Annotated in this window: 22 protein-coding genes; 14 read left to right on the top strand and 8 right to left on the bottom strand. The window is 57.4% G+C overall.

Annotation, left to right across the window (positions count from 1 at the left end; translation table 11 throughout):
• Window positions 1–141 precede the first annotated feature (141 nt).
• Window positions 142–1,599: a GumC family protein gene (locus tag ACQE3D_RS04015; protein WP_064028801.1), complete on the bottom strand. Its 1,458-nt coding sequence runs from the start codon at window positions 1,597–1,599 to the stop codon at window positions 142–144.
• A gap of 473 nt (window positions 1,600–2,072) precedes the next feature.
• Between ACQE3D_RS04015 and ACQE3D_RS04020 the strand changes: the two genes are divergently transcribed.
• The gene (locus tag ACQE3D_RS04020; RefSeq protein WP_313729019.1) at window positions 2,073–3,269 is read left to right on the top strand and encodes an HD-GYP domain-containing protein; all 1,197 of its coding nucleotides are present in this window, start codon (window positions 2,073–2,075) and stop codon (window positions 3,267–3,269) included.
• A gap of 20 nt (window positions 3,270–3,289) precedes the next feature.
• Entirely contained in the window at window positions 3,290–4,450 is a 1,161-nt protein-coding gene (locus tag ACQE3D_RS04025) for an HD-GYP domain-containing protein (RefSeq protein ID WP_313729018.1), read from the top strand.
• 15 nt (window positions 4,451–4,465) lie between these two features.
• Here ACQE3D_RS04025 and waaC read toward each other — a convergent pair whose 3' ends face one another.
• The 3 genes from waaC to ACQE3D_RS04040 are packed head-to-tail and all read right to left on the bottom strand — an operon-like array spanning window position 4,466 to window position 7,427.
• The gene (waaC, locus tag ACQE3D_RS04030; protein WP_313729017.1) at window positions 4,466–5,482 is read right to left on the bottom strand and encodes a lipopolysaccharide heptosyltransferase I; all 1,017 of its coding nucleotides are present in this window, start codon (window positions 5,480–5,482) and stop codon (window positions 4,466–4,468) included.
• Window positions 5,483–5,486: 4 nt separating this feature from the next.
• On the bottom strand, window positions 5,487–6,443 hold the full coding sequence (gene waaF / locus ACQE3D_RS04035; protein WP_409521101.1) for a lipopolysaccharide heptosyltransferase II: 957 nt from the start codon (window positions 6,441–6,443) through the stop codon (window positions 5,487–5,489).
• A gap of 57 nt (window positions 6,444–6,500) precedes the next feature.
• Window positions 6,501–7,427, bottom strand: a complete 927-nt coding sequence (locus tag ACQE3D_RS04040; protein ID WP_281022319.1) for a branched-chain amino acid transaminase — start codon at window positions 7,425–7,427, stop codon at window positions 6,501–6,503.
• Window positions 7,428–7,695: 268 nt separating this feature from the next.
• Here ACQE3D_RS04040 and ACQE3D_RS04045 point away from each other — a divergent pair, with 268 nt between their 5' ends.
• Entirely contained in the window at window positions 7,696–8,532 is an 837-nt protein-coding gene (locus ACQE3D_RS04045; RefSeq protein ID WP_313729015.1) for a leishmanolysin-related zinc metalloendopeptidase, read from the top strand.
• Window positions 8,532–9,128 (top strand): hypothetical protein, encoded by a 597-nt coding sequence (locus tag ACQE3D_RS04050; protein ID WP_313729014.1) that lies wholly within the window; start codon window positions 8,532–8,534, stop codon window positions 9,126–9,128. Before ACQE3D_RS04045 ends, ACQE3D_RS04050 begins: the two co-directional genes overlap by 1 nt.
• Here ACQE3D_RS04050 and radA read toward each other — a convergent pair.
• The 3 genes from radA to ACQE3D_RS04065 all read right to left on the bottom strand — a co-directional run bounded on the left by radA (window position 9,125) and on the right by ACQE3D_RS04065 (window position 11,366).
• The gene (gene radA, locus ACQE3D_RS04055) at window positions 9,125–10,492 is read right to left on the bottom strand and encodes a DNA repair protein RadA (RefSeq protein ID WP_168031278.1); all 1,368 of its coding nucleotides are present in this window, start codon (window positions 10,490–10,492) and stop codon (window positions 9,125–9,127) included. The two genes, ACQE3D_RS04050 and radA, sit on opposite strands and share 4 nt — an antisense overlap.
• A gap of 159 nt (window positions 10,493–10,651) precedes the next feature.
• Window positions 10,652–10,942 (bottom strand): hypothetical protein, encoded by a 291-nt coding sequence (locus ACQE3D_RS04060; protein ID WP_313729013.1) that lies wholly within the window; start codon window positions 10,940–10,942, stop codon window positions 10,652–10,654.
• 208 nt (window positions 10,943–11,150) lie between these two features.
• Window positions 11,151–11,366 (bottom strand): hypothetical protein, encoded by a 216-nt coding sequence (locus ACQE3D_RS04065; protein WP_313729012.1) that lies wholly within the window; start codon window positions 11,364–11,366, stop codon window positions 11,151–11,153.
• Window positions 11,367–11,522: 156 nt separating this feature from the next.
• Between ACQE3D_RS04065 and ACQE3D_RS04070 the strand changes: the two genes are divergently transcribed.
• From ACQE3D_RS04070 to ACQE3D_RS04115, 10 genes are all read left to right on the top strand, one after another.
• Window positions 11,523–11,714 (top strand): hypothetical protein, encoded by a 192-nt coding sequence (locus ACQE3D_RS04070; protein ID WP_313729011.1) that lies wholly within the window; start codon window positions 11,523–11,525, stop codon window positions 11,712–11,714.
• A gap of 152 nt (window positions 11,715–11,866) precedes the next feature.
• Window positions 11,867–12,223, top strand: a complete 357-nt coding sequence (locus ACQE3D_RS04075; protein ID WP_064022071.1) for a hypothetical protein — start codon at window positions 11,867–11,869, stop codon at window positions 12,221–12,223.
• Between the two features lie 79 nt (window positions 12,224–12,302).
• The gene (locus ACQE3D_RS04080; RefSeq protein ID WP_313729008.1) at window positions 12,303–13,415 is read left to right on the top strand and encodes a DUF2971 domain-containing protein; all 1,113 of its coding nucleotides are present in this window, start codon (window positions 12,303–12,305) and stop codon (window positions 13,413–13,415) included.
• Window positions 13,416–13,515: 100 nt separating this feature from the next.
• Window positions 13,516–13,821, top strand: a complete 306-nt coding sequence (locus ACQE3D_RS04085; RefSeq protein ID WP_313729007.1) for a hypothetical protein — start codon at window positions 13,516–13,518, stop codon at window positions 13,819–13,821.
• 163 nt (window positions 13,822–13,984) lie between these two features.
• Complete coding sequence (locus ACQE3D_RS04090) at window positions 13,985–14,278, top strand: HNH endonuclease (RefSeq protein ID WP_427501238.1); 294 nt, start codon at window positions 13,985–13,987, stop codon at window positions 14,276–14,278.
• A complete protein-coding gene (locus tag ACQE3D_RS04095) occupies window positions 14,236–14,619 on the top strand; it encodes a hypothetical protein (protein WP_313729006.1) in 384 nt (127 codons plus the stop codon). The genes ACQE3D_RS04090 and ACQE3D_RS04095 overlap by 43 nt, the downstream gene beginning before the upstream one ends.
• 1,164 nt (window positions 14,620–15,783) lie before the next feature.
• The gene (locus tag ACQE3D_RS04100) at window positions 15,784–17,553 is read left to right on the top strand and encodes a PAS domain S-box protein (RefSeq protein WP_313729005.1); all 1,770 of its coding nucleotides are present in this window, start codon (window positions 15,784–15,786) and stop codon (window positions 17,551–17,553) included.
• A gap of 21 nt (window positions 17,554–17,574) precedes the next feature.
• A complete protein-coding gene (locus ACQE3D_RS04105; RefSeq protein ID WP_313729004.1) occupies window positions 17,575–20,049 on the top strand; it encodes a two-component system response regulator in 2,475 nt (824 codons plus the stop codon).
• Window positions 20,050–20,622: 573 nt separating this feature from the next.
• A complete protein-coding gene (locus tag ACQE3D_RS04110; protein ID WP_313729003.1) occupies window positions 20,623–21,540 on the top strand; it encodes a hypothetical protein in 918 nt (305 codons plus the stop codon).
• Between the two features lie 201 nt (window positions 21,541–21,741).
• Complete coding sequence (locus tag ACQE3D_RS04115) at window positions 21,742–22,236, top strand: hypothetical protein (protein WP_071159338.1); 495 nt, start codon at window positions 21,742–21,744, stop codon at window positions 22,234–22,236.
• A gap of 106 nt (window positions 22,237–22,342) precedes the next feature.
• On the opposite strand, the gene ACQE3D_RS04120 is transcribed toward ACQE3D_RS04115, so the two are convergent.
• A complete protein-coding gene (locus tag ACQE3D_RS04120; protein ID WP_313729002.1) occupies window positions 22,343–22,609 on the bottom strand; it encodes a hypothetical protein in 267 nt (88 codons plus the stop codon).
• Window positions 22,610–22,620: the final 11 nt, after the last annotated feature.

A 22,620-nucleotide genomic window follows, 5' to 3' on the forward strand; every position in this document is an offset into this window, starting at 1 on the left:
AGAAGGGCGTTTGTCGTTCGCGGCGTTCGTCGGAAAGACCAAAACTCTTCCGGTGCCGGAGAGCCTTCCAGCACGGCTAAATCCCGGCCTACGCCACCGGCTTTCATTTTTCGTGGGGATGCAGGGGGAGGGACCGTTAGGTTAGCGCCGGTCGCGGCGGCGGTCCTCGCCGTCTTCGCGCGGCGATTCGTTAATGGCTTGTAGCGGATCGAAGCCCAGTGCGTCGGGCGGTCGGCGCCTGTCCAGCAATTGTCGGCGATCGTTCGGAGACGGCCGGTGCGGGTAAACCCGAATGCCGGTTATCGTTTGCAAGTTGCGCAATTGTGGATTGGGATTCAGATAGTCCGCCAGCCAGACCGCGAACAGACCCGCCCCCACGCTGGCGGCCAACGCGATCGCGGCGGCCAGCCAATAATCCGGTCGAATCGGTTCGGTCGGCAGGGTTGCCCAATCGATCACGCTCAATTGCGGATGGGTCTGGCGCTGTTTGACTTCGATGTCCGCCAAGCGCTGCTTGGTGTCTTGCTGCAGTTTTTCCAGGCCTTCCAGTTCTTGCAGCATCGCTTGGTATTTTTCGAATTGTCCAGTGTATTCGGCGGCTTTTTGCTTGTGTTGAGCCAGTTGCTTTTGCAAATCCGCGACGGTGCGTCGGGCGGCCACGTAGGCGGTGTTTGCTTCCTGCAACATGAAATCGGTGCCGCTATGCTCTTTTTCGCTGATCTTGGCATCGAGTTCGCTCAACTGCTGTTTGACGATTTTCATGGTCGGATGAAAATCGATGTAATGCTCGGTGTAGCGGCCGCGCAGGTTTTCCAGTTTGTCGCGCAAGCGCTCCGCGGTTTCTTGCAGAACCGCCAAACTGCGGCTGTCTTGGTTCGGAATTACCGGCCGACCTTCTTCGATCGCGGCGCGGATCGCTCCGACTTTCGCTTTCGCCTTGGCTTCTTCTTCCAGCGCGTTATTCAGGGAGGCGTTGAGACCCTGCAGGCGGGCGTGGGCTTGGTTGTCGCTACTATCTTGGGACAGAATATTGTGGGTTAGTCGGAACTGATCCAATTCGCGGCGTTTTGCCGACAACAATAGTCCCACCCGATCCAGTTCGCCGTCCAGGGTCGCCGTGGATTGGGCGGTGACTTGGCGAATGTAGTCTTCGCGGAGTTGTCGATAAGTTTCTATCCAGGCGTTCAGAATCACCTGCAGTTTTCCAGGGTCGTAGCCTTCGGCGTGTAATTTAATCAGATTGCTGTCGGCCACCGGCGTGGCGCCCAGCATCTTATGCAGATCCGCGACGTCTGTCGGCGCGGACCGCTCGCTGAGACGCGCGGCGGTTTTTTCGAGGATGTCCTGGCCGAGCAAGACCTGGGCCTGGATGCCGGTCTGTTGCGGATCGGCCTCGGCCGGCGCTTGGTCGACCTGGGCGGATTCGCTGGTCAATACCGAAGCCTCGCTACGGTATATGGCCGGTTGCATAAAAATCAGAATTTGAGAAATCGTAAACAACGGCAGGAAGGCCAGCAAAAACAAGCTGATGCGCTGCGGAATTCTTAATGGCGGTGTTGGGTACGCGTTAGCGTATTGTCGGAACGATTTGAGAAACATCGCTGTGTTCTCCTCATGTCGGCACAAATTACGGTGGTTCTTGCGGCCGGCGCATGTGCCGGACCGTGCGGTGGAGCTGGGCCGAAGCAAGGCGCCGGAAGATCGCCGGCGTGGCTGGAAAGGGCAGGGAGGTCCGCCGAGGTACGCAGTGTAACGCAATCGGCGGCGAGTGTAATCGGGTTTTCCAGGTTGTCGGGCGACGTGCGTCGGCTATAGTCCTATTCATGTATTGCGATGGGCGTTTGCGAGCCGCCGGGAATAGCGGTGGATGGGGAAAGGGGAGAAGCGTTGGCTCGCCCACGGTGCGCCGCGATGTGAGCGGTCTTGGAATAGCACGGCGGTGGATTCGCAAAATGTGCGAGACAAATCAATATTTTGTGGCATCCAAGCGTGTTAGGCCGGTCGATCTATTGCACAATGCCGGCTCGATTTTGGTGGGGTCTATGTCTGCGAATAAAGCTGGAATAATCAGAATGCATGTTTACGAACTCAGAGTCGGAATGTGCGTATGCGAGTTGGAAGCACCGAAAGGCGAAAATCCGTTTATGCTGGATCGCATTGTCATCGAAAGCCATGCGGATATTCAGGCCATACAGGCGGTTTGCGATTACGTTTATATCGACGTCAAGTTTCAAAAAGACCATACCGGAGCCATTCCGACTCGCTCGACCGAGGCGCGCAAACAGCTCAGTTTTGCGCGTTCTTTCGAACAGACCGCCGTCACCTTTCAGCGCGTCGGCAATTTGATTAAGACCGTGCTGGACGATATTCGCTTCGGTAATCAATTCAATACCGAGGCAGTCAAGCAAGCGGTTGCCGAATGTGTCGACCAAGTGCTGGAACATCCCGAAACCATGTTATTGCTGACCCAGTTGAAGGACCAGGATCAATACACCGCTCAACACTGTATGAATGTGTGCATTTTGGCGATCCTGCTCGGCAGGGAATTGAAGTATTCGGTCGAAGACCTCAACAAGATCGGCTTTTGCGGGTTGATGCACGACGTCGGCAAAATGAAGGTGCCGTTGGAGATTTTGAACAAGCCCGGCAAGCTCGACAAGTTCGAACTGGACATCATGCGCAATCACACGGTCTACGGCCGCAACGTGTTGATGTCGGCCAGAGGGGCATTCCCCGGCGCGGTCGATGTCGCGCACAACCACCATGAACAACTAAACGGCGGCGGTTACCCGCGCGGCTTGGATAAATCGGCGTTGTCCGATTTCACCAAAATGGTTGCCGTCGTCGATACCTACGACGCGATGACCAGCGACCGGGTTTATCAGCACGGCCAACCGCATTTGATTGCGTTGGGCACGCTGGTCAAGGGGATGAGCCAACGTTACGAAGCCCATTACGTCACGCATTTCATTAACTGTATCGGCTTTTATCCGCAGGGCAATGCCGTCGAATTGAGTAGCGGCGAAATCGGCATCGTGGTCGAACAAAACAAGGTCGATCGTTTGAAACCAAAGATATTGATCGTCAAGGATAGCCAGCGTAGCGACATCGAGCCCCGGTTGCTGGACTTGGCCAAACCGGTGGCCGATCCACAGGGAAACCGCTATGCCGTCAAGCAAGTGGTGCGAGCCAAGGATTATCGGTTGGATTTGAACGAATATTACCGGGATGGCTTGTTCGTCAAGGACTACGCCATAGTCGGAGCCTAGGGGCGCGGCGGACGGCTGGCATGATAAAAAAAATTAACGCCGAGCAGCTGGAGATCGGGATGTATATCGTCGATACCGATCGAAAATGGCTGGATTTGCCGTTTTTTCGAACCCGCTTTGCCGTGACCTCGGCCAAACAAGTCGCGACCTTGCGCGAGTATTGCCGGTTTGTGTGCATTGACACCGCCAAAGGCAAGGATATTAGCGATTCGCCGCCGGCCGGCGCGATTCCCTCGAGCGCGGATCTGGATACGACGACTTGGGAAGGCTGTTACGCGGCGGTTCGCCTCGGCTACGCCGACGTTTTGCGGCGCGCGGCGGCGGAAAATACGCTGGATTTTGCGACGGTTGATAAGCTGGCGGCGGAGCTGGAGCAGGGGATTTCGCCGGACTCCGGGCGGGTTTGGGGAGGCTTGATGCGCGACACCCAACCGGACCCGGCCGCGAAAGCGGTCAATGCCGCCGCGTTGGCGTTGGTTTGGGGGCTGGCGACAGGACTGTCGGCCGAGGCCTTAAGACACTTGGGCAGCGGCGCGCTGTTGCTCGACATTGGCCTACAACGTTTGCCGGACGCGATACGAGCGGCCGAGCGGCCCTTGGATGCCGGCGAAACGGCTTTGTTTTGGCAACATCCGCAATGCGGACGCGATATGTTGCTGGCGGCTTCCGACGTACCGGCCGAGGTATTGGACATCGTGCTAAATCATCATGAACGAGCGGACGGCAGCGGCTATCCGCGCGGACTCGGTGGGGGAGATTTGAGCAGAGCGGGGCAAATCGCGGCGATGGCCGCCGAGTGCGAGGATTTGTGCTGGGAACACGCCGGTCGCCCGGCGATGAGCGGTTTACAAGCCTTGGCAAGCATTTATAACGCCGGAGCGCGGCTATTCGACGGCGATTTGACGGCCGATTTCGTGCGGGCGCTAGGCGTTTGGCCGCCGGGTTGTTTGGTCGAACTGGCCGGCGGCGAGTTGGCCGTGGTTGGAGACATTCCGGCATCCGAATTCGGCGCGCTTAGCCTAAGGCCGGTCACCAATTCGGCGAAGGAGCTGCTTGATTTTGCCGCCGATCCCGATCGCACGGTGAGGGTATCGGCGATTGAAATCGTCCGCATACTGTCGCTGGCGGACCCGATTGCCCGGTTTGTCCGCTATTACCTGCGGCAATGCGGGGGCCATTAAAGCCGCCGGCGAAACTTAGCCCGGTTGGCTTTTTGCGCGGGCCGGCAGCAAGCTTCTCGCCAACGCCACGACACTGTCGGCCTTGATTTGATTGATCGAGAAATCCAGCTTGTTCAGTTTGAAGGGGTCGACGACGGACGGCGACTTCAACACCTTGTTGATGGCCGTTTGGTAAACCCGGCTGACCGGCGTCGGTCCGAACAGCGTAATCGATGGCCGGTTCAAACCCCAGGCCATGTGGGTCGGTCCGGTGTCGTTGCCGATCAACAGGTCGCAACGGGCAATCGCGGCCTTTAGGTCGTTAAAACTCAGTTTCGGCAGCGGCCGCGCCAGACTGCGTTCGGCCAGCCATTGCGCCATCCAGTGTTCTTGCTGGCTGCCCCAGCAAATCAGCATATTGGCTTCCAGGCCGAAAATGACCCGCAGGTACTGCTCCAGCGGATAATTGCGGCTGGGCCAGGTCGAGCCGATCACCAAAATGACGTTGGGCTGGTCCGGCACGAAGTACTCGTTCAACTCGGCGGTCGGCGGCGTGAAGTACAGAAAGGGTTGCTTGGCTAAAATCCGGTCGGGGCCGATGTCCAGACCCAGCGGTTGGGTCAGCACCGCGACGTTGCGGTCTATCGTGTTGGCATCGTAGGGAAACGCCACGGTTTCCCGATAAAACCAGGCCGCGAATGTCTCCCGGATCGAATCGCGGTCGAATCCGACGCAATTGGCCGACAACAGGCGCGCGACCAGCGCCGATTTGATCAGCCCCTGGGCGTCGATGACCAGATCGTAATTCGCGGCGGCATAGCCGCGCACCTTGGCAATTTCGCTAAAAATCGCGGCTTTGTTCGATTTCAGCGCTTTCAGATTGACGGTCAGGACTCGGTTGACGTGCGGATTGTGCTCGATGACGCCGGCAAAGCCAGCCTCGACGATCCAGTCGATTTCGCTATCCGGTAGCGCTTCCTTGATAAATTGCAGCGCGACCATCGCATGGACGATGTCGCCCAGAGCGGACAGTTTGACGATGGCGATTTTCATCCGCTCAGGGGGCGAGTAGCGCCAATACTCGCTCCGGCGCGATGTCGGCCAGACAGCGGGTGTGACCGAGTGGGCAGTCGCGCTGGAAACACGGCGAGCAATCCAGGCCCAGGGTCAGAATTCGCGCGTTGGGGTGTAAAGGCGGCGTGAATCCCGGATCGGACGAGCCGTACAGCGCGACGACCGGCTTGTTCAGGGCGGCGACGACGTGCATCAAGCCCGAGTCGTTGCTGACGACCGCATTGGCCAGCGACAGTAAATCGACCGCTTCGGCCAGCGCGGTTGCACCGGCGAAATTGCGGCAAACCCTGCCGGTCAGATCGTTGATGGCGTTAGCCACTTCGCGGTCCTTATCCGATCCGAACAGCCATACCTGCCAACCCTCCGCGTGTTTGGCCTTGGCGACGGCGGCGAAATGCTCGGCCGGCCAGCGTTTGGCCGGACCGTATTCGGCACCGGGGCAGAGTGCCAAGATTTTAGTGTCGGCCGCGATTCCAAATCGGTCCGCGACACGTTGCCGTTGTTCGGCGGTTATCGCCAATTTCGGAAACGCATAGGCCGGCGGTTGTTCGGCGTCGGCCGGCAGGCCCAGCGCGACGAAGCGTTGCACCGTCATCGTCAAGCGGCGCTCATTCAGCCGGCGAGCGTCGTTCAGCAAGCCCCAGCGCAGTTCGCCGAGATAGCCGGTGCGTTGGGGAATACCGGCGAAAAACGGTATAAAAGCCGACTTCCACGAGTTAGGCAGGACGATGGCCCGGTCATAACGCCCGCGAATTGACCGGCCCAGTCTAAAACGCGCGCTCAGCCCGAACTCGCCGTGCCCCAACGGCATCGCGATGCCGTCGCGCACTTCCGGCATCCGCGCCAACAGAGGCAGCGACCAGGCCGGCGCCAGGACGTCGATGTGACACTCGGGGTGTTGTTGCTGGAGGGCGATGAACAGGCTTTGCGCCATCACCATGTCGCCGACCCAGGACGGGCCGACGACCAGGATGCGATGCGGGGAAGGCACGTCGGCTTAGGACACCAAGCTCAACCACTCCTTGCGGTCGGCGCGGCGGCCGTGAACGTAATCGAAGTACAAGGCTTGCAGTTTTTCGGTGACAGGTCCCCGGCTGCCGGAACCGATGTCGCGGTTGTCGTACTGGCGGATCGGCGTCACTTCTGCGGCGGAGCCGGTAAAGAAGGCTTCGTCGGCCACGTAAACTTCGTCGCGGGTAATGCGTTTTTCGATGACTTCGTAGCCTTGCTCGCGAGCGATCGTGATCAAGGTATCGCGGGTGATGCCTTCCAACGCCGAGGTGGTTTCCGGGGTGTACAGCTTGCCGTTGCGGACGATGAACAGGTTTTCGCCGCTGCCTTCGGCGCAGAAGCCTTCGTGGTCCAGCAACAGCGCTTCGTCGTAACCGGTGGACAGCGCTTCCTGCAAGGCCAGGATGGAATTAATGTAATTGCCGTTGGCCTTGGCCTTGCACATCGTGCTGTTGACGTGGTTGCGAGTATAGGACGAGGTGCGGATGCGGATGCCTTTTTCCATGTTTTCCGCGCCCAGGTAGGCGCCCCAAGTCCAGGCCGCGATCATCACATGGACTTTCAGATTGTCGGCGCGCAAGCCCATGCCTTCGGAGCCGAAAAACACCATGCTGCGGATGTAGGCGCTGTCCAGATTATTCTTGGCGACCGCGTCCTTGTGGGCCTGATTGATCTCGTCCTTGGAGTACGGCATTTTCATGTTCATGATATGCGCGGAACGATACAGACGGTCGGTATGTTCGGCCAGTTTGAAAATCGCGGTGCCGGCGTCGGTTTTGTAAGCGCGCAGGCCTTCGAACACGCCGCAGCCGTAATGCAGGGTATGAGTCAGTACATGCACTTTCGCATCGCGCCAAGCGACCCATTGGCCGTCTAGCCATATCCAACCGTCTCTGTCATCCATCGTTGTCATCGTCTGAACCTGCTGTGTTGTTGAGTTAGCGCGCCGCTACGGCGAGAATCGGGCGCAAATTGTACTATAAACCCGACAATCGCGGCACTGGTCGGGCACGCCGGGCGGTTTTCGCCAACCGGGCTACTTTTCAGCGCCGCGTTTACCAAAATTTACCTTTCCAGGCGTGGTTTTACGCGCCTTGCCGGTTAAAATTCAGCCACGGTCGCTCCGTAGCGGATATTCAGGGGGCGGCGTTTGCGATCGACTTTAACCATCAGGAGGAAGCATGTGCAATAAAAGGAAATGGGCCGGGGTTGCCGCCGGTTTGATGCTGGCGGTCGGTCAGGCCGACGCCGCGTCGTTTCAGATCAATTTGAACTTTAGCGGCTTGACCAGCGAACAGGAAAGCTATTTCCAAGACGCCGCCGGTTTTTGGGAATCCATTATCACCGGCTACGATAGCGCGGTAACTGATCAACGCATCAACGGCGTCACGATCAGCGCCTCGGCGGCGGCCATCGACGGCAGCGGCGGAACCTTGGGCTCGGCCGGTCCGTCGCAGACATGGAAAGCCAGCGGGCGTAATTCGTATAACACCGGCGGCTACCAGCTGACCCGGCTCGGCGACATGCAATTCGATACCGCCGACATCGCCAATATGATCAGCAACGGCACGTTCTTATCGGTGATCGAGCACGAAATGGCTCACGTGCTGGGCTTTGGTACCTTGTGGGAAGCCAATGGCTTATACACCAGCGGCAGCGGCCAATACACCGGCGAATATGGGGTCGCGGCCTACCGTAGCGAATTCGGTCAAGCCGGCGCGACTTACGTGCCGGTGGAACAGGGCGGCGGCAGCGGCACCGCCGACGGCCATTGGAACGAGGTCGACAAAGGTGCCGCCAATACCGGCATCGTCGATACCGAAGGCCACGACATGCGTTACGAACTGATGACCGGCTGGCTGAATGCGCCTGCCTTTCTGAGTAATACCACGATACAGTCGTTCCGCGACCTGGGTTATTCCGTGGTCGCGCCGGTGCCGCTGCCGGCTTCGCTATGGATGTTCGCGGGCGCGCTGCTGGGATTCGTCGGATTGCCCGGCCGACGCCGGTCGGCTTGATGGCGGGCGCGGGTAGCGGTCGGCATCGGCGCGCATCCGGCTGCTCGGCCCGCCGATGGTGGCGGGCGTTTCCGGCGCGGGTCTGGCTGGTATTCGGTCTTGCGGTATCGGCGGCGTCGGCTGGCGCCGGCGGATACGGCTTGCCGGCCGACGTCGACGCGGTGATACTGCGTTTCGATATGGCCGGCGGAATGCAGTCCCGGCCGGCCGACTCGCCGTTACTGACGTTGACGGCCGGTGGCCGCTTGACCGGGTCCGCCGCCTGGTTCGGCGACGGCGCGGATCGCAGCCGCCAACTGGCGCCGGCCGAGCTGCAAGCCTTGTTGACGTATCTGCTGGCCGACCAGCGCTTGCCCGATCTTGCCGCCGCCTCGATCGCCGAACGGATACGGGCCTTGCGGGCCGCCGACGGGCGTTTATTCAATATCGCCGACGCGCCAACCACGCGCATCGAGCTGGCGTTACCGGAACACCGGCACAGCGTCGAATTTTATGCCGTCGATGCCGCCGCCCGCCAATTTCCGGAGATTGCCGAGTTGAGGCGGTTGCAGGCGATCCAAAACCGCTTGCGCGACGTGCTGGACAGTCTGCGTTAAAGCTCGGCCAATACCGCCAGCGCTTCCTGAATGTTGCTGACCGCGTGTATCTCCAGATTCTTGATAGGGTCCTTGGGCTTGTTGCTCTTAGGAATAATCGCCTTCTTGAAGCCGTGCTTGGCGGCTTCGTTGAGCCGAGCATGGCCGTTGGCGACCGGGCGGATCTCGCCGTTCAAGCCCACCTCGCCGAAAAACACCGTGTCGTAGGGAATGATGCGGTCTCGTAAGCTGGACACCACCCCGACCAGAATCGCCAAATCGGTGCTGGTTTCCGAAACCTTGATGCCGCCGACCACGTTGGCGTAAATCTCGTCGTTGCCGGTGAAAATGCCGCCGTGGCGCGACAGCACCGCCAACAGCATCGCCAGCCGGTTTTGATCCAAACCCACCGCCAGCCGGCGCGGATTGCCATATTGGCTTTCGGTGACCAAGGCCTGAATCTCCACCAGCAACGGCCGCGTGCCTTCCCACAATACGGTTACTACGCTGCCCGGCGACGGCTTTTCGGCGCGCGATAAAAACATCGCCGACGGATTTTTCACTTCCTTCAAGCCGCTGCTTTCCATCGCGAAAAAACCCAGTTCGCCGACGCTGCCGAAACGGTTCTTGTCGGCGCGCAACACTCTAAAGCGCGAGTCGTCGGTGGACGACAACACCACTTGCGCATCGACGATATGGCTCAAGGTCATCGGTCCGGCCAGCGACTGGTCCTTGGTCACGTGGCCGACCATGAAAAACGACACGCCGCTGCGCTTGGCGTATTGGGTCAAATAGCTGGCGGATTCGCGCACCTGCGATACTGAGCCCGGCGCGGAATCGGAGTCGGCGGTGTACATGACTTGAATCGAATCGATGATGACCACCTTGGGCTGTTCCTCGTCCAAGACCTGGCAAATCTGCTGCACCGAGGTCTCCGCCAGCATCTTGATGCCGGCCGTGTTCAATTGCAGACGGTGGGCGCGCTCGGCGATCTGCTGCAACGATTCCTCGCCGGACACGTACAACACCGGTAAATGCCGGGCGATATGGGCGATGGCCTGCAGCAAAATCGTGCTCTTGCCGGCCCCCGGCGCGCCGCCGATCAACACCACGCTACCGGTGACGATACCGCCGCCCAGCACCCGGTCGAACTCGGCCAGGCCGCTGGAAATCCGCTCGGCTTGGGCCAGATTGACCTCGGACAGCAAACGCACCTCGCTGCGCGCGCCGGCGTAACCGGATTTGTCGCGCGCGGTCTTGCCGCCACCCAACTGCACCTCCTTGATGCTGTTCCACGCCCCGCACTGATTGCATTGCCCGGACCAGCCGGGATAATCGGCGCCGCACTCGGTGCAGACGTAGGCGGATTTGGTTTTTTTAGCCATAGCGATAAAGGTTTAACGATTTAGCCACAAGCCAGCCAAGTCATAGCCGAGTTGTTGGTGGTGTTTAATAGCGAGCGGATACATGCGTCGGCCGGTACAATTTGCTGTTGATGTCTTGCAAATTGGCGAGAAAGTGATCGGCAAAACCTACAGAGCGGTTCAAACGGATGCCGAATTTGCCCGAGCGTGTTTGATTTGCTTCAAGGCTTCGCAGGCATCCTGGTGGCACCCCGCCGCTACATCGGCCAATCCGCGTTCGATTTCATGCAATAACAATAAGTGGATATGCGCCCGTTCCAGGCGATGGTAACGATCCAAGCGTTCCGCGCCGATCAACGCCGCCGCGGCTTCGCCATTTTTTTCCTTACCGGTTTGCGCCTCGCTCGCCAAAGCGGATAACTGGGTCCAGGCTTCGGAAAACGGCACTATTTCGGTGACGGCAATACTCATGGCGGCTCCTGATTCGTTGGCGCAAAATTTCGTTCAATATTATGAGCCTTAGACTGAGTTGCATAGCGAAACTTTCCGGTCTATCCCATCTTCTGCTGCCTATCTTTAACGCACCAGCTTGACCGCAGATTTGGCGCTGCAGCGATTGGCTCTGAACCAGAGCTTACGAGTGATTAATTCTGCCTTGTCAGATTCTCGGTAGTGCTCGTCATTTCGGCAGGGATAGCCGAAATCCAGAGCCCGCGGACGGATCGAAGCTTGCCATCCTGGCACTGGATGCCCCCATCCCGGCAGGCATGACGGCGTTGCTTAAATCCGACAAAGTAGAATTAATGGCCGGGCTTTTTAAGTCTGTTTCTATCGAGCCGTTGCGGACTATGGCTCGATCTGATTCAATGGCAACAGTCTGGCCGTTACCGGTCATTATTTCTCCGCCGAAGGATATACAGAAAGGAAGATCACATGCAGATCAATAAGTTATCGTGGCAAAGGTCATTTTTCGGCAGATATACGGAAACAATCTAATTCCTTGTTAGGCGTCATAGGAATGTAGAACGGCAATACCGGAGCGAATTTATTTATGAAAGAATCAGACAAACTATTTATAGGTTTAGTGAGGGCTGGGGCGCTCATAGGGCTTACCGTTATACTAAATGAACATGGGATTCCACATGGGGATAAAGCTGCTGAGGTTTTGTTCAAACTGCTTGAGCTGTTTGGCATAACTGGAGTATTTGAGCTTTGGTATTATAAGCGCATGCAAAGCCGATAAGTAATCGCTCAGTTTTCTGGTCTGCGTTGCAGTGTAGTTTATGTCATCAGGCCTAACATGGCGCTCAACCGGAGCGCGGTTATAATGCGGTTTTGTTTTTTCAGCTTTCCGGGCCGCGCCCGGTTAGCTCTACGTTAGGCACCAAATTACGCATGAAAAATATTTACGAACTGATAGAACTAATAAGCACGCGTACTGCAATGTATACGGGAGAGTGCAAGTTATCTAATGTTCGTTCATTTTTGGATGGGTATACCTTTGCGGTTGAGAATGAAACAACCCTAATAGATTTTCTGAGCAATTTTCAGGGGTTTCATGACTGGGTTGCAAAGAAATTCGGCTTTTATGAATCTACTGCTGGTTGGCAAAACATGATCCTAGCAATCGAAATAGGTTTATCGCCAACAAATATCAAATGGGAAGGATATTCGTGTAATGTTACAGAAGAGCAGCATAGGTCATCTGTTATTAGATTTTTTGAATTGGTAAAGGAGTACAAAAATGCCTAACGATTGCGTCAACGTGACCGGTTTTCCGCTAACGCTCCAAACCGGCCCGTTACGCTGGCGTTAGCCGGCGATACTCACGATGCACACGTTACCGCACACAATTTTCCCGGACGAAAGATGTCACGAGCACGGCATCATTGACACATTGCCGTGTCCATGGCCCGAATGCCGGAATGGGGTCGAAGAAGATCAGTTTCAGGTGCTGTCACTCATGGAGGGCGAGCCACCTGATATCTACACGCGCCGGAGGTGGGTCGCCACATCTGGCACACCCTATTTCTCTTGGGACAACAATAGATTTCCAAACTGGTTCTCAGCACCGAAGACGTTCTGGAACGAAGCGAGAAGAAATCACTTGGTGCGAACCAAGACACCAGATCTCATTTACCACTACACATCACTCGATGGCTTCGTGGGTATAGTCGAAAGCGGAACTATTTGGCTCAGTGATTACGCATACCTGAATGACACCAGAGAACTGGCACACGGTGCGGAGTTGGTTCTCGACGTTATTGAAGAAATAACGAAAACTGAGACTGCCGAAGGTGTTCTTGGGCTACTTCAGACGTGGGGAAAGGACATCCAACAAAGTACGCACAGAATTTGCGTTGCTTCATTTTCTGCTGATGGTGACAGCTTGAGTCAATGGCGCTCCTATGGCCCGGTTGCAGTTGGCTTTGAGCCACGCAACTTGTCCTTGCATGCCTATCGCGCTCATCTTGGCCCTGTCGAATACGATCGGGAGCGCCAGCGTAGTCTTGTATCAACCTACCTAAACCACTTGTGCCAAGCATACGCCGTTGATATGGAGGCGAGTCGTCTGGATAGAATTCCAGACGTATATCACAAGGTTGATCGCCTTCTCGAACTGATTGCCTTCTTCAAAGACCCAGCCTTCCTGGTGGAAAACGAATACAGACTTGCCTATATTGAGTATCCCAGCCTCATTGAGGCATTTGAAATCGCCCCGACGCCAAAACACTTCCGCACTACGCGCACAAGACTTTTGCCGTATGCGGCCGCCAATGAGCTTGCTCCAACACTCTCCAATCAACCGCCACTGAAGCTTAGTCAAGTAATCCTTGGTCCCGACAGTGACATGCTGCTAGAACGTGGAATCCGAGAATTTCTTGCGACAAAGCAGCTTTCTGACGTTGAAGTTAAGCGATCAATAGTGCCCTACAGAACATAGCCTTGAGAATGTCAGCGTCCGACCATACATCGCCGGCTAACCCATCGTTCCAGGGGACGCTGCGCGATAAAGCTGCGCAGCGCCCCTGAGCTCAGACATTATGCGTCCCGAAATTCAGCAACTCATTGATCTCGGACCATTGCCACCCGAGGCTGAGGCTTCGTTGGAGTATCTGCGCGAGGCAGAAGGTTTGCTTCGAGCCATCGAGAAACCGTTGTCGGATGAAGAAGCAAGAAACCTTATTTCACTTTTTGGTCCGCCCGACAGCTGTTACGGTTTTGCGTGGTCACTCCTTCATCTGATTGAGACCGCGCCAAGTTGGCCAATGGCTGATTGCCTTGAAAATCCAAAAAATGAATGGGTGTCCTCTCTCAGAGATCGTGCGGTTCGTGGAGGTTTTTTGTGACAGCTTTAATGCTAACTGTCGCTTCAGAGCATAACGATTGCGTCAACGTGACCGGTTTTCCGCTAGCGCTCCAAACCGGCCCGTTACACTGGCGTTAGGTACTCGTCATATGCCAATCTGCACGAAATGCGGCGGATCGAGGTTCAACAGTTGGAATCGCTGTATGGACTGTAGAAACGCAAGAGCCAAACTACGCGCCCAAAGGATCAAGGAAAACGGAGGGAGCCATACCAAACGCGAATGGAGCGCTCTGCTTGCAAGATCGCCAACATGTGCCGAGTGCGACAGGGAATGGTCAGCTATTCCCCCAAGGCCAGACTCGCGTTACAAGAACGTCTGGACAAAGGGGCACAAGCACGCGGTCTATCACGGCGGCACTGACGACATCTCGAATATTCAGGCTGAGTGCTATGAATGCAACTTCAAGAAGAATGCTGGCCGCCTCAAAAGAACCTAACAAGTCCGTCAACGGGACGCCAAAATGCTGCGCATTTTGGTTCCCTTCGCTGCACTCCGGCGCCCGTTACGTCCAACGTTATGCCGCTTGATACTTTCACTCCCGGTTGGAAGCCCGTGCATGTCGGCGTTGAAGGCGACGGCGTGTCCATACTTGGGCTCAAGCTCTGGAAATTCAAATGGCAAAGCGTCGGTCAAGAACCTATCGTGGTTCCACATCCGAGTTATCTCCACGAACGCCACCAAGCGTGGGTTTATGAAGTCGAGACTTCCAGCAAGGTCGTCCGGTTTGCGGCGGGCGAACTCTCCAATGGTGTCTGGGGCTTTTATGTTCCTACCTAGTGCGTAGGTTGGGTTATCGAAGCGTAACCCAACACGTCGGTGCTGTTGTTCGACCGCAACGGCAGAGCATACTGGAACAGTGCGTAGGTTGGGTTAGCGCGTAGGTTGGGTTAGCGAAGCGTAACCCAACGTGTCGGCGTTCAATGGACCGGCAACCGCGAACCTTCGCTCCTAAAACTATCCCTGGTTTTAACCCTGTGGGCCAGTCAGGCGGCTATCGAATCCGTTTTTTAGGTAAGGCATTGATTTTATCCCCCTCACCCTGCCCTCTCCCGCAAGGAGAGGGTTCTGTTTCGACTTTTACGACACCCTCCGAAGCGAGGCGGTTCGATTTCGACGGATTCTCGCTCGATAACAAGCGATTGATCTTCCGACATCGGTGGGCTGCTCGGCGCTTAACAGCGCATGCGGATGCCAACGGGTTTTGGCCGCGCATGCGCCGGGAGAATTCACACTTGCGGGGCAGGATATGCGCTCAAAATTCGCGGCGTTCGCGCCGCCGTTTCCGCCGACCGCACGTAAAACTCATTCCACCGTACAGACTATCGTCCCGACCGCGTTCCATCGAGATTCGACCGCACCTTCGTAACCGCCGAACGGACGGCCGAGAGTGTCGAAGGTACGTTCGGGTGTCGCGGCGGTACGTTCGAAGCGTTGGAGCGTGCCTTCCGGTGATTTTTATGTGTGGTCGGCGTCTTTTAAAACGCGGCCGCGGCCGTTGGAAGCGCGGGCGAAGCCGGCGGCAGGCTGAAAAAAGCCTGCGGCCATGCGATCGGGGCGTTTTAATATCGAAAATTTGCCGGCCGGCGCGTACCGGCCGAGCGATGGCCTGAATTTGCTGTGAACGTCGGTGGGCGAAGTCTGACGCCACGGACGGATTTAAGCCTACCATCCACGGCACTGGATGCCCGCTTCCCGGCGGGCATGACGGTTTTGAACAACGCTGACAAATAAGAACTAGCGGAGCGAATCCGGACTCAACAGATGGATTTAAGCCTACCCTTCATGGCACTGGATGCCCATTTCCCGGCGGGCATGATGGTCTTGAACAACGCTGACAACTAAGCACTATCGGCGGATTTCAAGCGCGGCGGATTTAAGGTGTTCGAATCAGACCGATGATCTATGATTAGGGACTCTTACAACCAATCAGAGGGGGCCAGGATGTCGACCACGCCGCATCCGGAAAATGCCGCTCCTTTCCAAGCGGCCGTGTTGGCGGCACTGGCCAAACAATATTGCGTGTTGGATGCCGACGCCAAGGTCGTGCACGTCAGCGAAGCCTGGTTGGCGTTCGACCAAGCACACGCCAACGCCAAGCCGGCTCTACGACTCGGCCAACACTATCCGGACCTGCTCGCCGCCGGCCTGACCAACGACAGGGGCGGCCAGGCGTTTTACGACGGCATCTTGGCGGTGTTGAACGGTACGCAGCCGGAATTTTCGTTGGAGTACGCGTTTCGTACCGCCACCGGCCAACTGTGGTTTACCGGAAGAGTCGCGCGCTTCGCCGAGCCGGCCTTGGGCGCGGTCATCGTCATCCACGAAAACATTTCCGAATACCAACACCTGGAGAACCGGTTTCGGCAGGCGGTGGAAGCAGCGCCGAACGCGATCGTGATGGTCAACGAATCCGGTTGCATCGTCATGGTCAACGCCCAGACCGAGCTGTCGTTTGGGTACACCCGCGCCGAACTGATAGGCCGGGCCGTGGAAATGTTGGTGCCCGAGCGGTTTCGCGGCGGCCATGCCGACTTCCGTCGCGCCTACTTCGCCGATCCGGTGTCGCGGCCGATGGGTGCCGGCCGCGATTTATACGGGAGGCGCAAGGATGGCAGCGAATTTCCGGTCGAGATCGGCTTGGGCCTGATCGATAGCCACGATGAAACCCTGGTGCTGAGTTCCATCGTCGATATCACCGCCCGCAAACGCCTGGAACATCGATTTCGGCAGGCGGTCGAATCCGCGCCTAATGCTATCGTCATGGTCAACGAGTCCGGCACGATTTTGATGGTCAACGCGCAAACCGAGACCTCGTTCGGTTACTCGCGCACCGAGTTGCTGGGGCAGCCGGTCGAGCTACTGGTCCCGGAACGCTTTCGCGGCGGACACGTCGCCGCTCGCCAGGCCTATCTGGCCGATCCGGTATCGCGGCCGATGGGCGAGGGCCGGGATTTGTTCGGCTTGCGCAAGGACGGCAGCGAATTTCCGGTCGAAATCGGCTTGGGGCTGATCGACGACGAGAACGGCACCATCGTCCTCAGCTCCATCGTCGATATTACCGAGCGCAAAAATGCCCACGACCGCTTGCGCCAAGCGCTGACCGAAAAAGAGGTGTTGTTGAAGGAAGTCTACCACCGGGTCAAGAACAACCTGCAGGTGGTTTCCAGCCTGATCAATCTGCAAGCCGCCAGCGTGACCAACGCGGAAACCGCCGATCTGCTCCAGCAAAGCGCCGACCGAATCAAGGCCATGGCGCTACTGCACGAGAAGCTGTATCAATCGAAGGACTTGGCGAAAATCGATTTCAACGAATACATTCGCAGCCTGGTCGATCACTTGTTATTCGGTTACGGCGCGCATGCGGGTAACATCGCGATCGAAATGGCCATCGACAATGTGTTTCTCGGCGTGGATACCGCGATTCCCTGCGGCCTGATCATCAACGAATTGCTGTCCAACGCGCTCAAGCACGCGTTTCCCGGCCATCGCGCGGGTCAAGTGCGCATCGCTTTCAGCCTGCGGCTGGGCGAATACTGCCTGACGATCGCCGACGACGGCGTCGGTCTTCCCGAGGCGCTGGACTTTAAAAACACCGGCTCGCTGGGCTTGCAATTGGTGGATACCTTAACCCATCAATTGCTCGGCGGGATGGACTTGAACCGGACCGCGGGCACGGCGTTCACGCTGCGTTTTCCGGAAAATCCGCAATAACCCGATAACGAGGGGGCGACGATGCAAGCCAGCAAAATCCTGATTGTCGAAGACGAAGGCATCATCGCGATGGATATCCGCAGACAGTTGGAAGGCTTCGGCTACCAAGTGGTGGCGACCGCGTTTTCCGGCGGCCAGGCCATTACGCTGGCCAACCAGCATAAGCCGGACTTGGTGATGATGGACATCGTGTTGAAGGGCGAGATGGATGGCATTAGCGCCGCGCAAGCCATTGTCGAATCGTTGCGGATTCCGGTGATTTTTCTGACGGCTTACAGCGATTCCGCGACACTGGCGCGGGCGAAAGCCACCGGCGCCTACGGCTATTTGGTCAAGCCGTTCCGGCCGGACGAACTGCATGCTTCCATCGAAGTGGCTTTGTACAAGCACCAATTGGAACGCAAACTTAAGGAGAGCGAGCAGTGGTTCGGTAAAACCCTACGCTGCATTAGCGATGCCGTCATCGCCACCGATACCGACAGTAGGGTCCGGTTTATGAACCCGGTGGCAGAGGACGCGACCGGCCAAAGTTTGGAGCAGGCCAAGGGGCGCCGAATCGAGGAGCTGATGACACTGGTTTCCGAATCGGACCGGGGCGTGCTTGAAAATCCGATTATAAGCACCCTGAAAAGTCTGGAGGTCACAGCGCTGGAGCGCGCCACGATACTGGTCAATCCGCAGGGAACCGAGTTTCCGGTGGACGACGGCGCCGCGCCCATCATCGACGACGACGGCACCTTGTTCGGCGCGGTGATGGTGTTTCGCGACATCACCGCCCGCCGGGAAATGGAAAATTTACTGCGGGAAAGCGAAGAGCGCTTTCACAGCTCGTTCGAGATGGCCGCGATCGGCATGGCCTTGGTGGCGTTGGACGGCGCTTTTCTGCAAGTCAACAACGCGTTGTGCGACACCTTCGGTTACGGCCGGGCGGAGTTGTTGAGCGGCAGTCTGCGGATGTTGCTGCCGGAAGGCGAGCATCCCTTGCTCGATCAATGCTTGCGTCAACTGTTGGCCGACGAACGGCCCACATTTCAAATCGAATTGGAATGCACGCACAAAACCGCCGGCAAGCGGGTTTGGACGCTGTGGAGCGCCTCGTTGGTGCGCGGCCCGGACGGCGTGCCGCAATATTTCATCGTGCAGGTCCAGAATATCAGCAACCGCAAATACGCCGAACAGCAACTGATTTACTTGGCCAATCACGATCCGCTGACCGGGCTGCTCAATCGCGATCAATTTCATGCCCGGCTCACTCAAGCGCTGTCGGCCGCCCGCCGGCACGGCAGCAAGCTGGCTTTGATGTTTCTGGATTTGGATCGCTTCAAATTGATTAACGACACCTTGGGCCACCGCTTGGGCGACTTGTTGCTGCAAGCGACCAGCGATCGCTTGAAAAGTACCGTGCGCGGCAACGACGTACTGGCCCGCTTGGGCGGCGACGAATTTATCGTATTGCTGAACGACATCACTCACAGCGACGACGTCGCGCGCATCGCCCAGAAGACCATCGATATCCTGACCCAACCCTTTACGTTGGAAGGCAACGATCTGGTGGTCACAGCCAGCGTCGGCATCAGCGTGTTTCCCGACGACGGTAAAGACAGCCACACCCTGCTGATGAACGCCGACACCGCGATGTATCTGGCCAAGGAGCGCGGCAAGAACAACTATCAATTTTATACGCTGGCGATGACGGAGCGCTCGCTGGAACGGATGACCGTCGAACGCGGCTTGCGGCGCGCGCTGGCCGAGCGGGAATTGCGCCTGCACTTTCAAGTGCAGATAGACAGCGTCAGCGGTCTGGCGACCGGTGCGGAAGCCTTGGTACGCTGGCAGCACCCGGAATGGGGATTGGTTTATCCGGACCGCTTTATTACCGTCGCCGAGGAAACCGGGCTGATCGTGCAAGTCGGGGCTTGGGTATTGCGCGAAGCCTGTTTGCAGGCCAAGGCTTGGATCGAAAACGGCGGACCGTTCGCCAGCGTGGCGGTCAATGTCTCGGCGCGCCAGTTTTTGGAAGCGAATTTGTTTCAAACGGTGAGGGATATTCTGAGCGAAACCGGTCTGAATCCTAACGCGCTGGAATTGGAAATCACCGAGTCGGCGGTGATGCAAAACCCGGAAAGCACGTTACAGGTACTGCGCCAGTTTCAGGCCTTGGGCGTGCGGCTGAGCATAGACGATTTCGGTACCGGTTATTCCAACCTGACCTATCTGTACCGGTTTCCGGTACAGAGCGTCAAAATCGATCGCTCCTTCGTCATCGGTCTGGCCGACGACGGTAGCAGCAAAACCCTGGTCAGGGCGATCGTCGCGCTGGCCCACGAGCTAAGGCTGTCGGTGGTGGTCGAGGGTGTGGAGACCGCCGAGCAACTGGCCTTTTTAACGGCGCAAGGCTGCGATTCGCTACAAGGTTATCTGTTCAGCCGGCCGGTCAGCGCCGAACAATTCTCGCAGGCTTTCGTCGGCGCCGGGCTCAGGAGCCACTTGCCTTAAGCCGTAATGTCGTTAGGTTAAGGTTTGACCGTTCGCCCTGAGCCTGTCGAAGGGCGAATGGTTAAGCCGTTCATGGTTCGACAGGGCTCTCCTGAGCGCAGTCGTAGGACTCACCACGAACGACTCGACTTAACCTAAAAAGAGCAGTTTGGCGATGAAAAATCCCGTTCGTCCTGAGCTTGTCGAAGGGCGCGCGGGACTTTTCATTCACCCGTTTGGTGAGTGTATTGCGAGCCGTCCATGCTTCGACATTGCTCAGCACGAACGGCCCGCAATACACGCCAACTGCCCTTTTTAGGCTTAACGATCATGAAACCGCTGCATCGCCCAGCAAATGAAAGGTAGTGGCGTAGGGGTGGCTTTAGCCGCGATTGAAGGCGCTCTGCCACCGAATTGGGTGGCGGCGTCCGGCGACTTTCAGAGTAACGGCATTGCCGTGAGCCGGGATAGGCGGTCGTCGTGTCCGATCCAGCCCGCGACGTCGGCAAGCAAAATCGGATCGATACGACAAGATTTTCCGAGCGGAAGGCGGTGTGTTAACGTGGCCGTTTTTACCGGAAACCATCACTCGTTATGACATCATCCTTCAAGCTTGCTCTCGCCGCTCTCCTGCTGCCCGCCGCCGCGCTTGCCGCGACGCCGGCCGGGCAGGACCGCTTGCATATTTTTAACGACATGCCGACCAAGGCCGGCGATGCACTGTTTTCGTATACGGCGGAATGGCGTATCGACGACGGCGAACTTTATCGCGCCACCGGACTGAGCTTTTTGAATCCAGCCAAGTTCGAAGGCGCGGCGCCGACCGCGGTGACCAAAAAGCTGCTGATCGCGATCAAGGACGGCATGATACAGCTCGATCCCAATTGGCGCGGGATGACCGTCAACCAGCCGGAGGGTCAGCCTGAATTGGCGATTGCCAATCGAGCCGGCTACGCGCTGACCAATATCATCGTCAGGGATTACACCAACCAAAAAATGCGTTATGCCTTGGGTGACCGGGCGTTCGGCGCCGCCGGCGTCCGGGTGGCGGTCGATTTGGTATATGCGGCCGACGTTGAGTATTTGGAGGGTTTTACCTCCAAGAAGAACCAAAGCGGTTCGCACGGCGAAATCGAAATCGTAATCGACGGCCAGCGGCCGGTGACGCTCAAGACCGACGGCAAGACCACGGCCGAATTGGAACAAGAACTGGCCCGGCAACTGGCCGGTAGTCAGCTTGCGGTGACGCCGCTGTTTCCGCACATCGTCAACAAGGATACCCGCAACAACAAACCTTTCGACGGCAGCGAACTGCAATGGACCAATCTCGGCGCCAAGGCGATTGCGATCAATATCACCGATCCGCAACTCGGCGTTCTGGTCAAATTCAAATACCCGAACGATACCGCTGGCGGCGCGGTGGCCGATTCCAGTCTGATCCTGCCTTTGCTCGGCGCGGCGGCGGTTGGGGTGGTTGGATTTTTGGCATACCGCCGTCTCCGCCCCGTGTGATTCGGCGGCGGATTCAGTCGGCAAACTTTAATCCGGTTTTCACCGTTTTTTAATTCTCTCTCCAGAATGTCTTCATGCGGATTGCGTATTCTGTTTCACGTGCGTTACCGGGCCAGGCTGCGTCGCCGGCGGCTTGGGTTGGTAACGCACAAGACAGGATGTGGGTCGCACAAGGACGTGATTTTAATTTTTGGAGACAGTATGGTCAGATTCGGGACCGTTGTTTTAATCGGCTGGCTACTGGCCACCGATACCCCCCAGGCCAATAACCGGCTACCGACCGACCAAATTCATCATTTTCAGATTTCGGATAGGCTGTTCGATCAGTACGATTTCGAGCGGTGGAGTTTGTTAGCCGAAAGCGGTGCCGCCTTGCAACGGCCGGCTACTCCCAGCGCGGTTGGCGCGCGGCGCTTGGAGCTTGCCCATCAGAGCGGCGTTTCGTCCGGAGTCTATCGGTTTCAGGGCGAACGTTTGACGAATGCCGATCTTGGCGGCGAAAGCGCCGCGCAAATCTGGCTGGATAATGTGTTTTTGTTGGCGCTAACCGACGGGCCTCGCCGTAAAGTGCCGGCGGCGAATGTCGCGCCTATTCCGGATCTTGGCGGCGTTTCGGTGCCGTTGCCGGCGGCGGCGTGGACGATGTGTTCCGCCGTGATGGGGCTGCTGTACGCCGGACGGCGCAAGCCGGTTTAACGCTTTTTCTTCTCTTCCGTCCCCGCTCCGGGCGGACGGCCGCGAGTCGTCCCATGCGCCCGCGTCCCCGGTTCGGTGCTTGCTTGGCAAGCACCGGCTTCGGGTGCTATTCGGTCAAACGCTGGCAGATGCGCTGATACGCCGCTTTCAATTCCTCTCCGACCACTTGTGCCTTGGCAATGTAGTCTTCGGATGTTTCTATCGACTCGTCGGCGATTTCGGAGGCCTTGGACTTGAACTGCTGCCAAAGTTGTTCGGCTTCGGCGAATTCGTCCTTGGCATCCATAGAGGCCAGATGCAGTTTAAGTTGTAAGCTCTCCCGTTCCGTATTGAGTTTTTCCAGCAAATGATCGAAATCTTGGCTTAATGACATGGTCTATCTCC

Source organism: Methylomonas sp. MS20 (assembly GCF_050275925.1).
GTDB classification, from domain to species: domain Bacteria; phylum Pseudomonadota; class Gammaproteobacteria; order Methylococcales; family Methylomonadaceae; genus Methylomonas; species Methylomonas koyamae_A.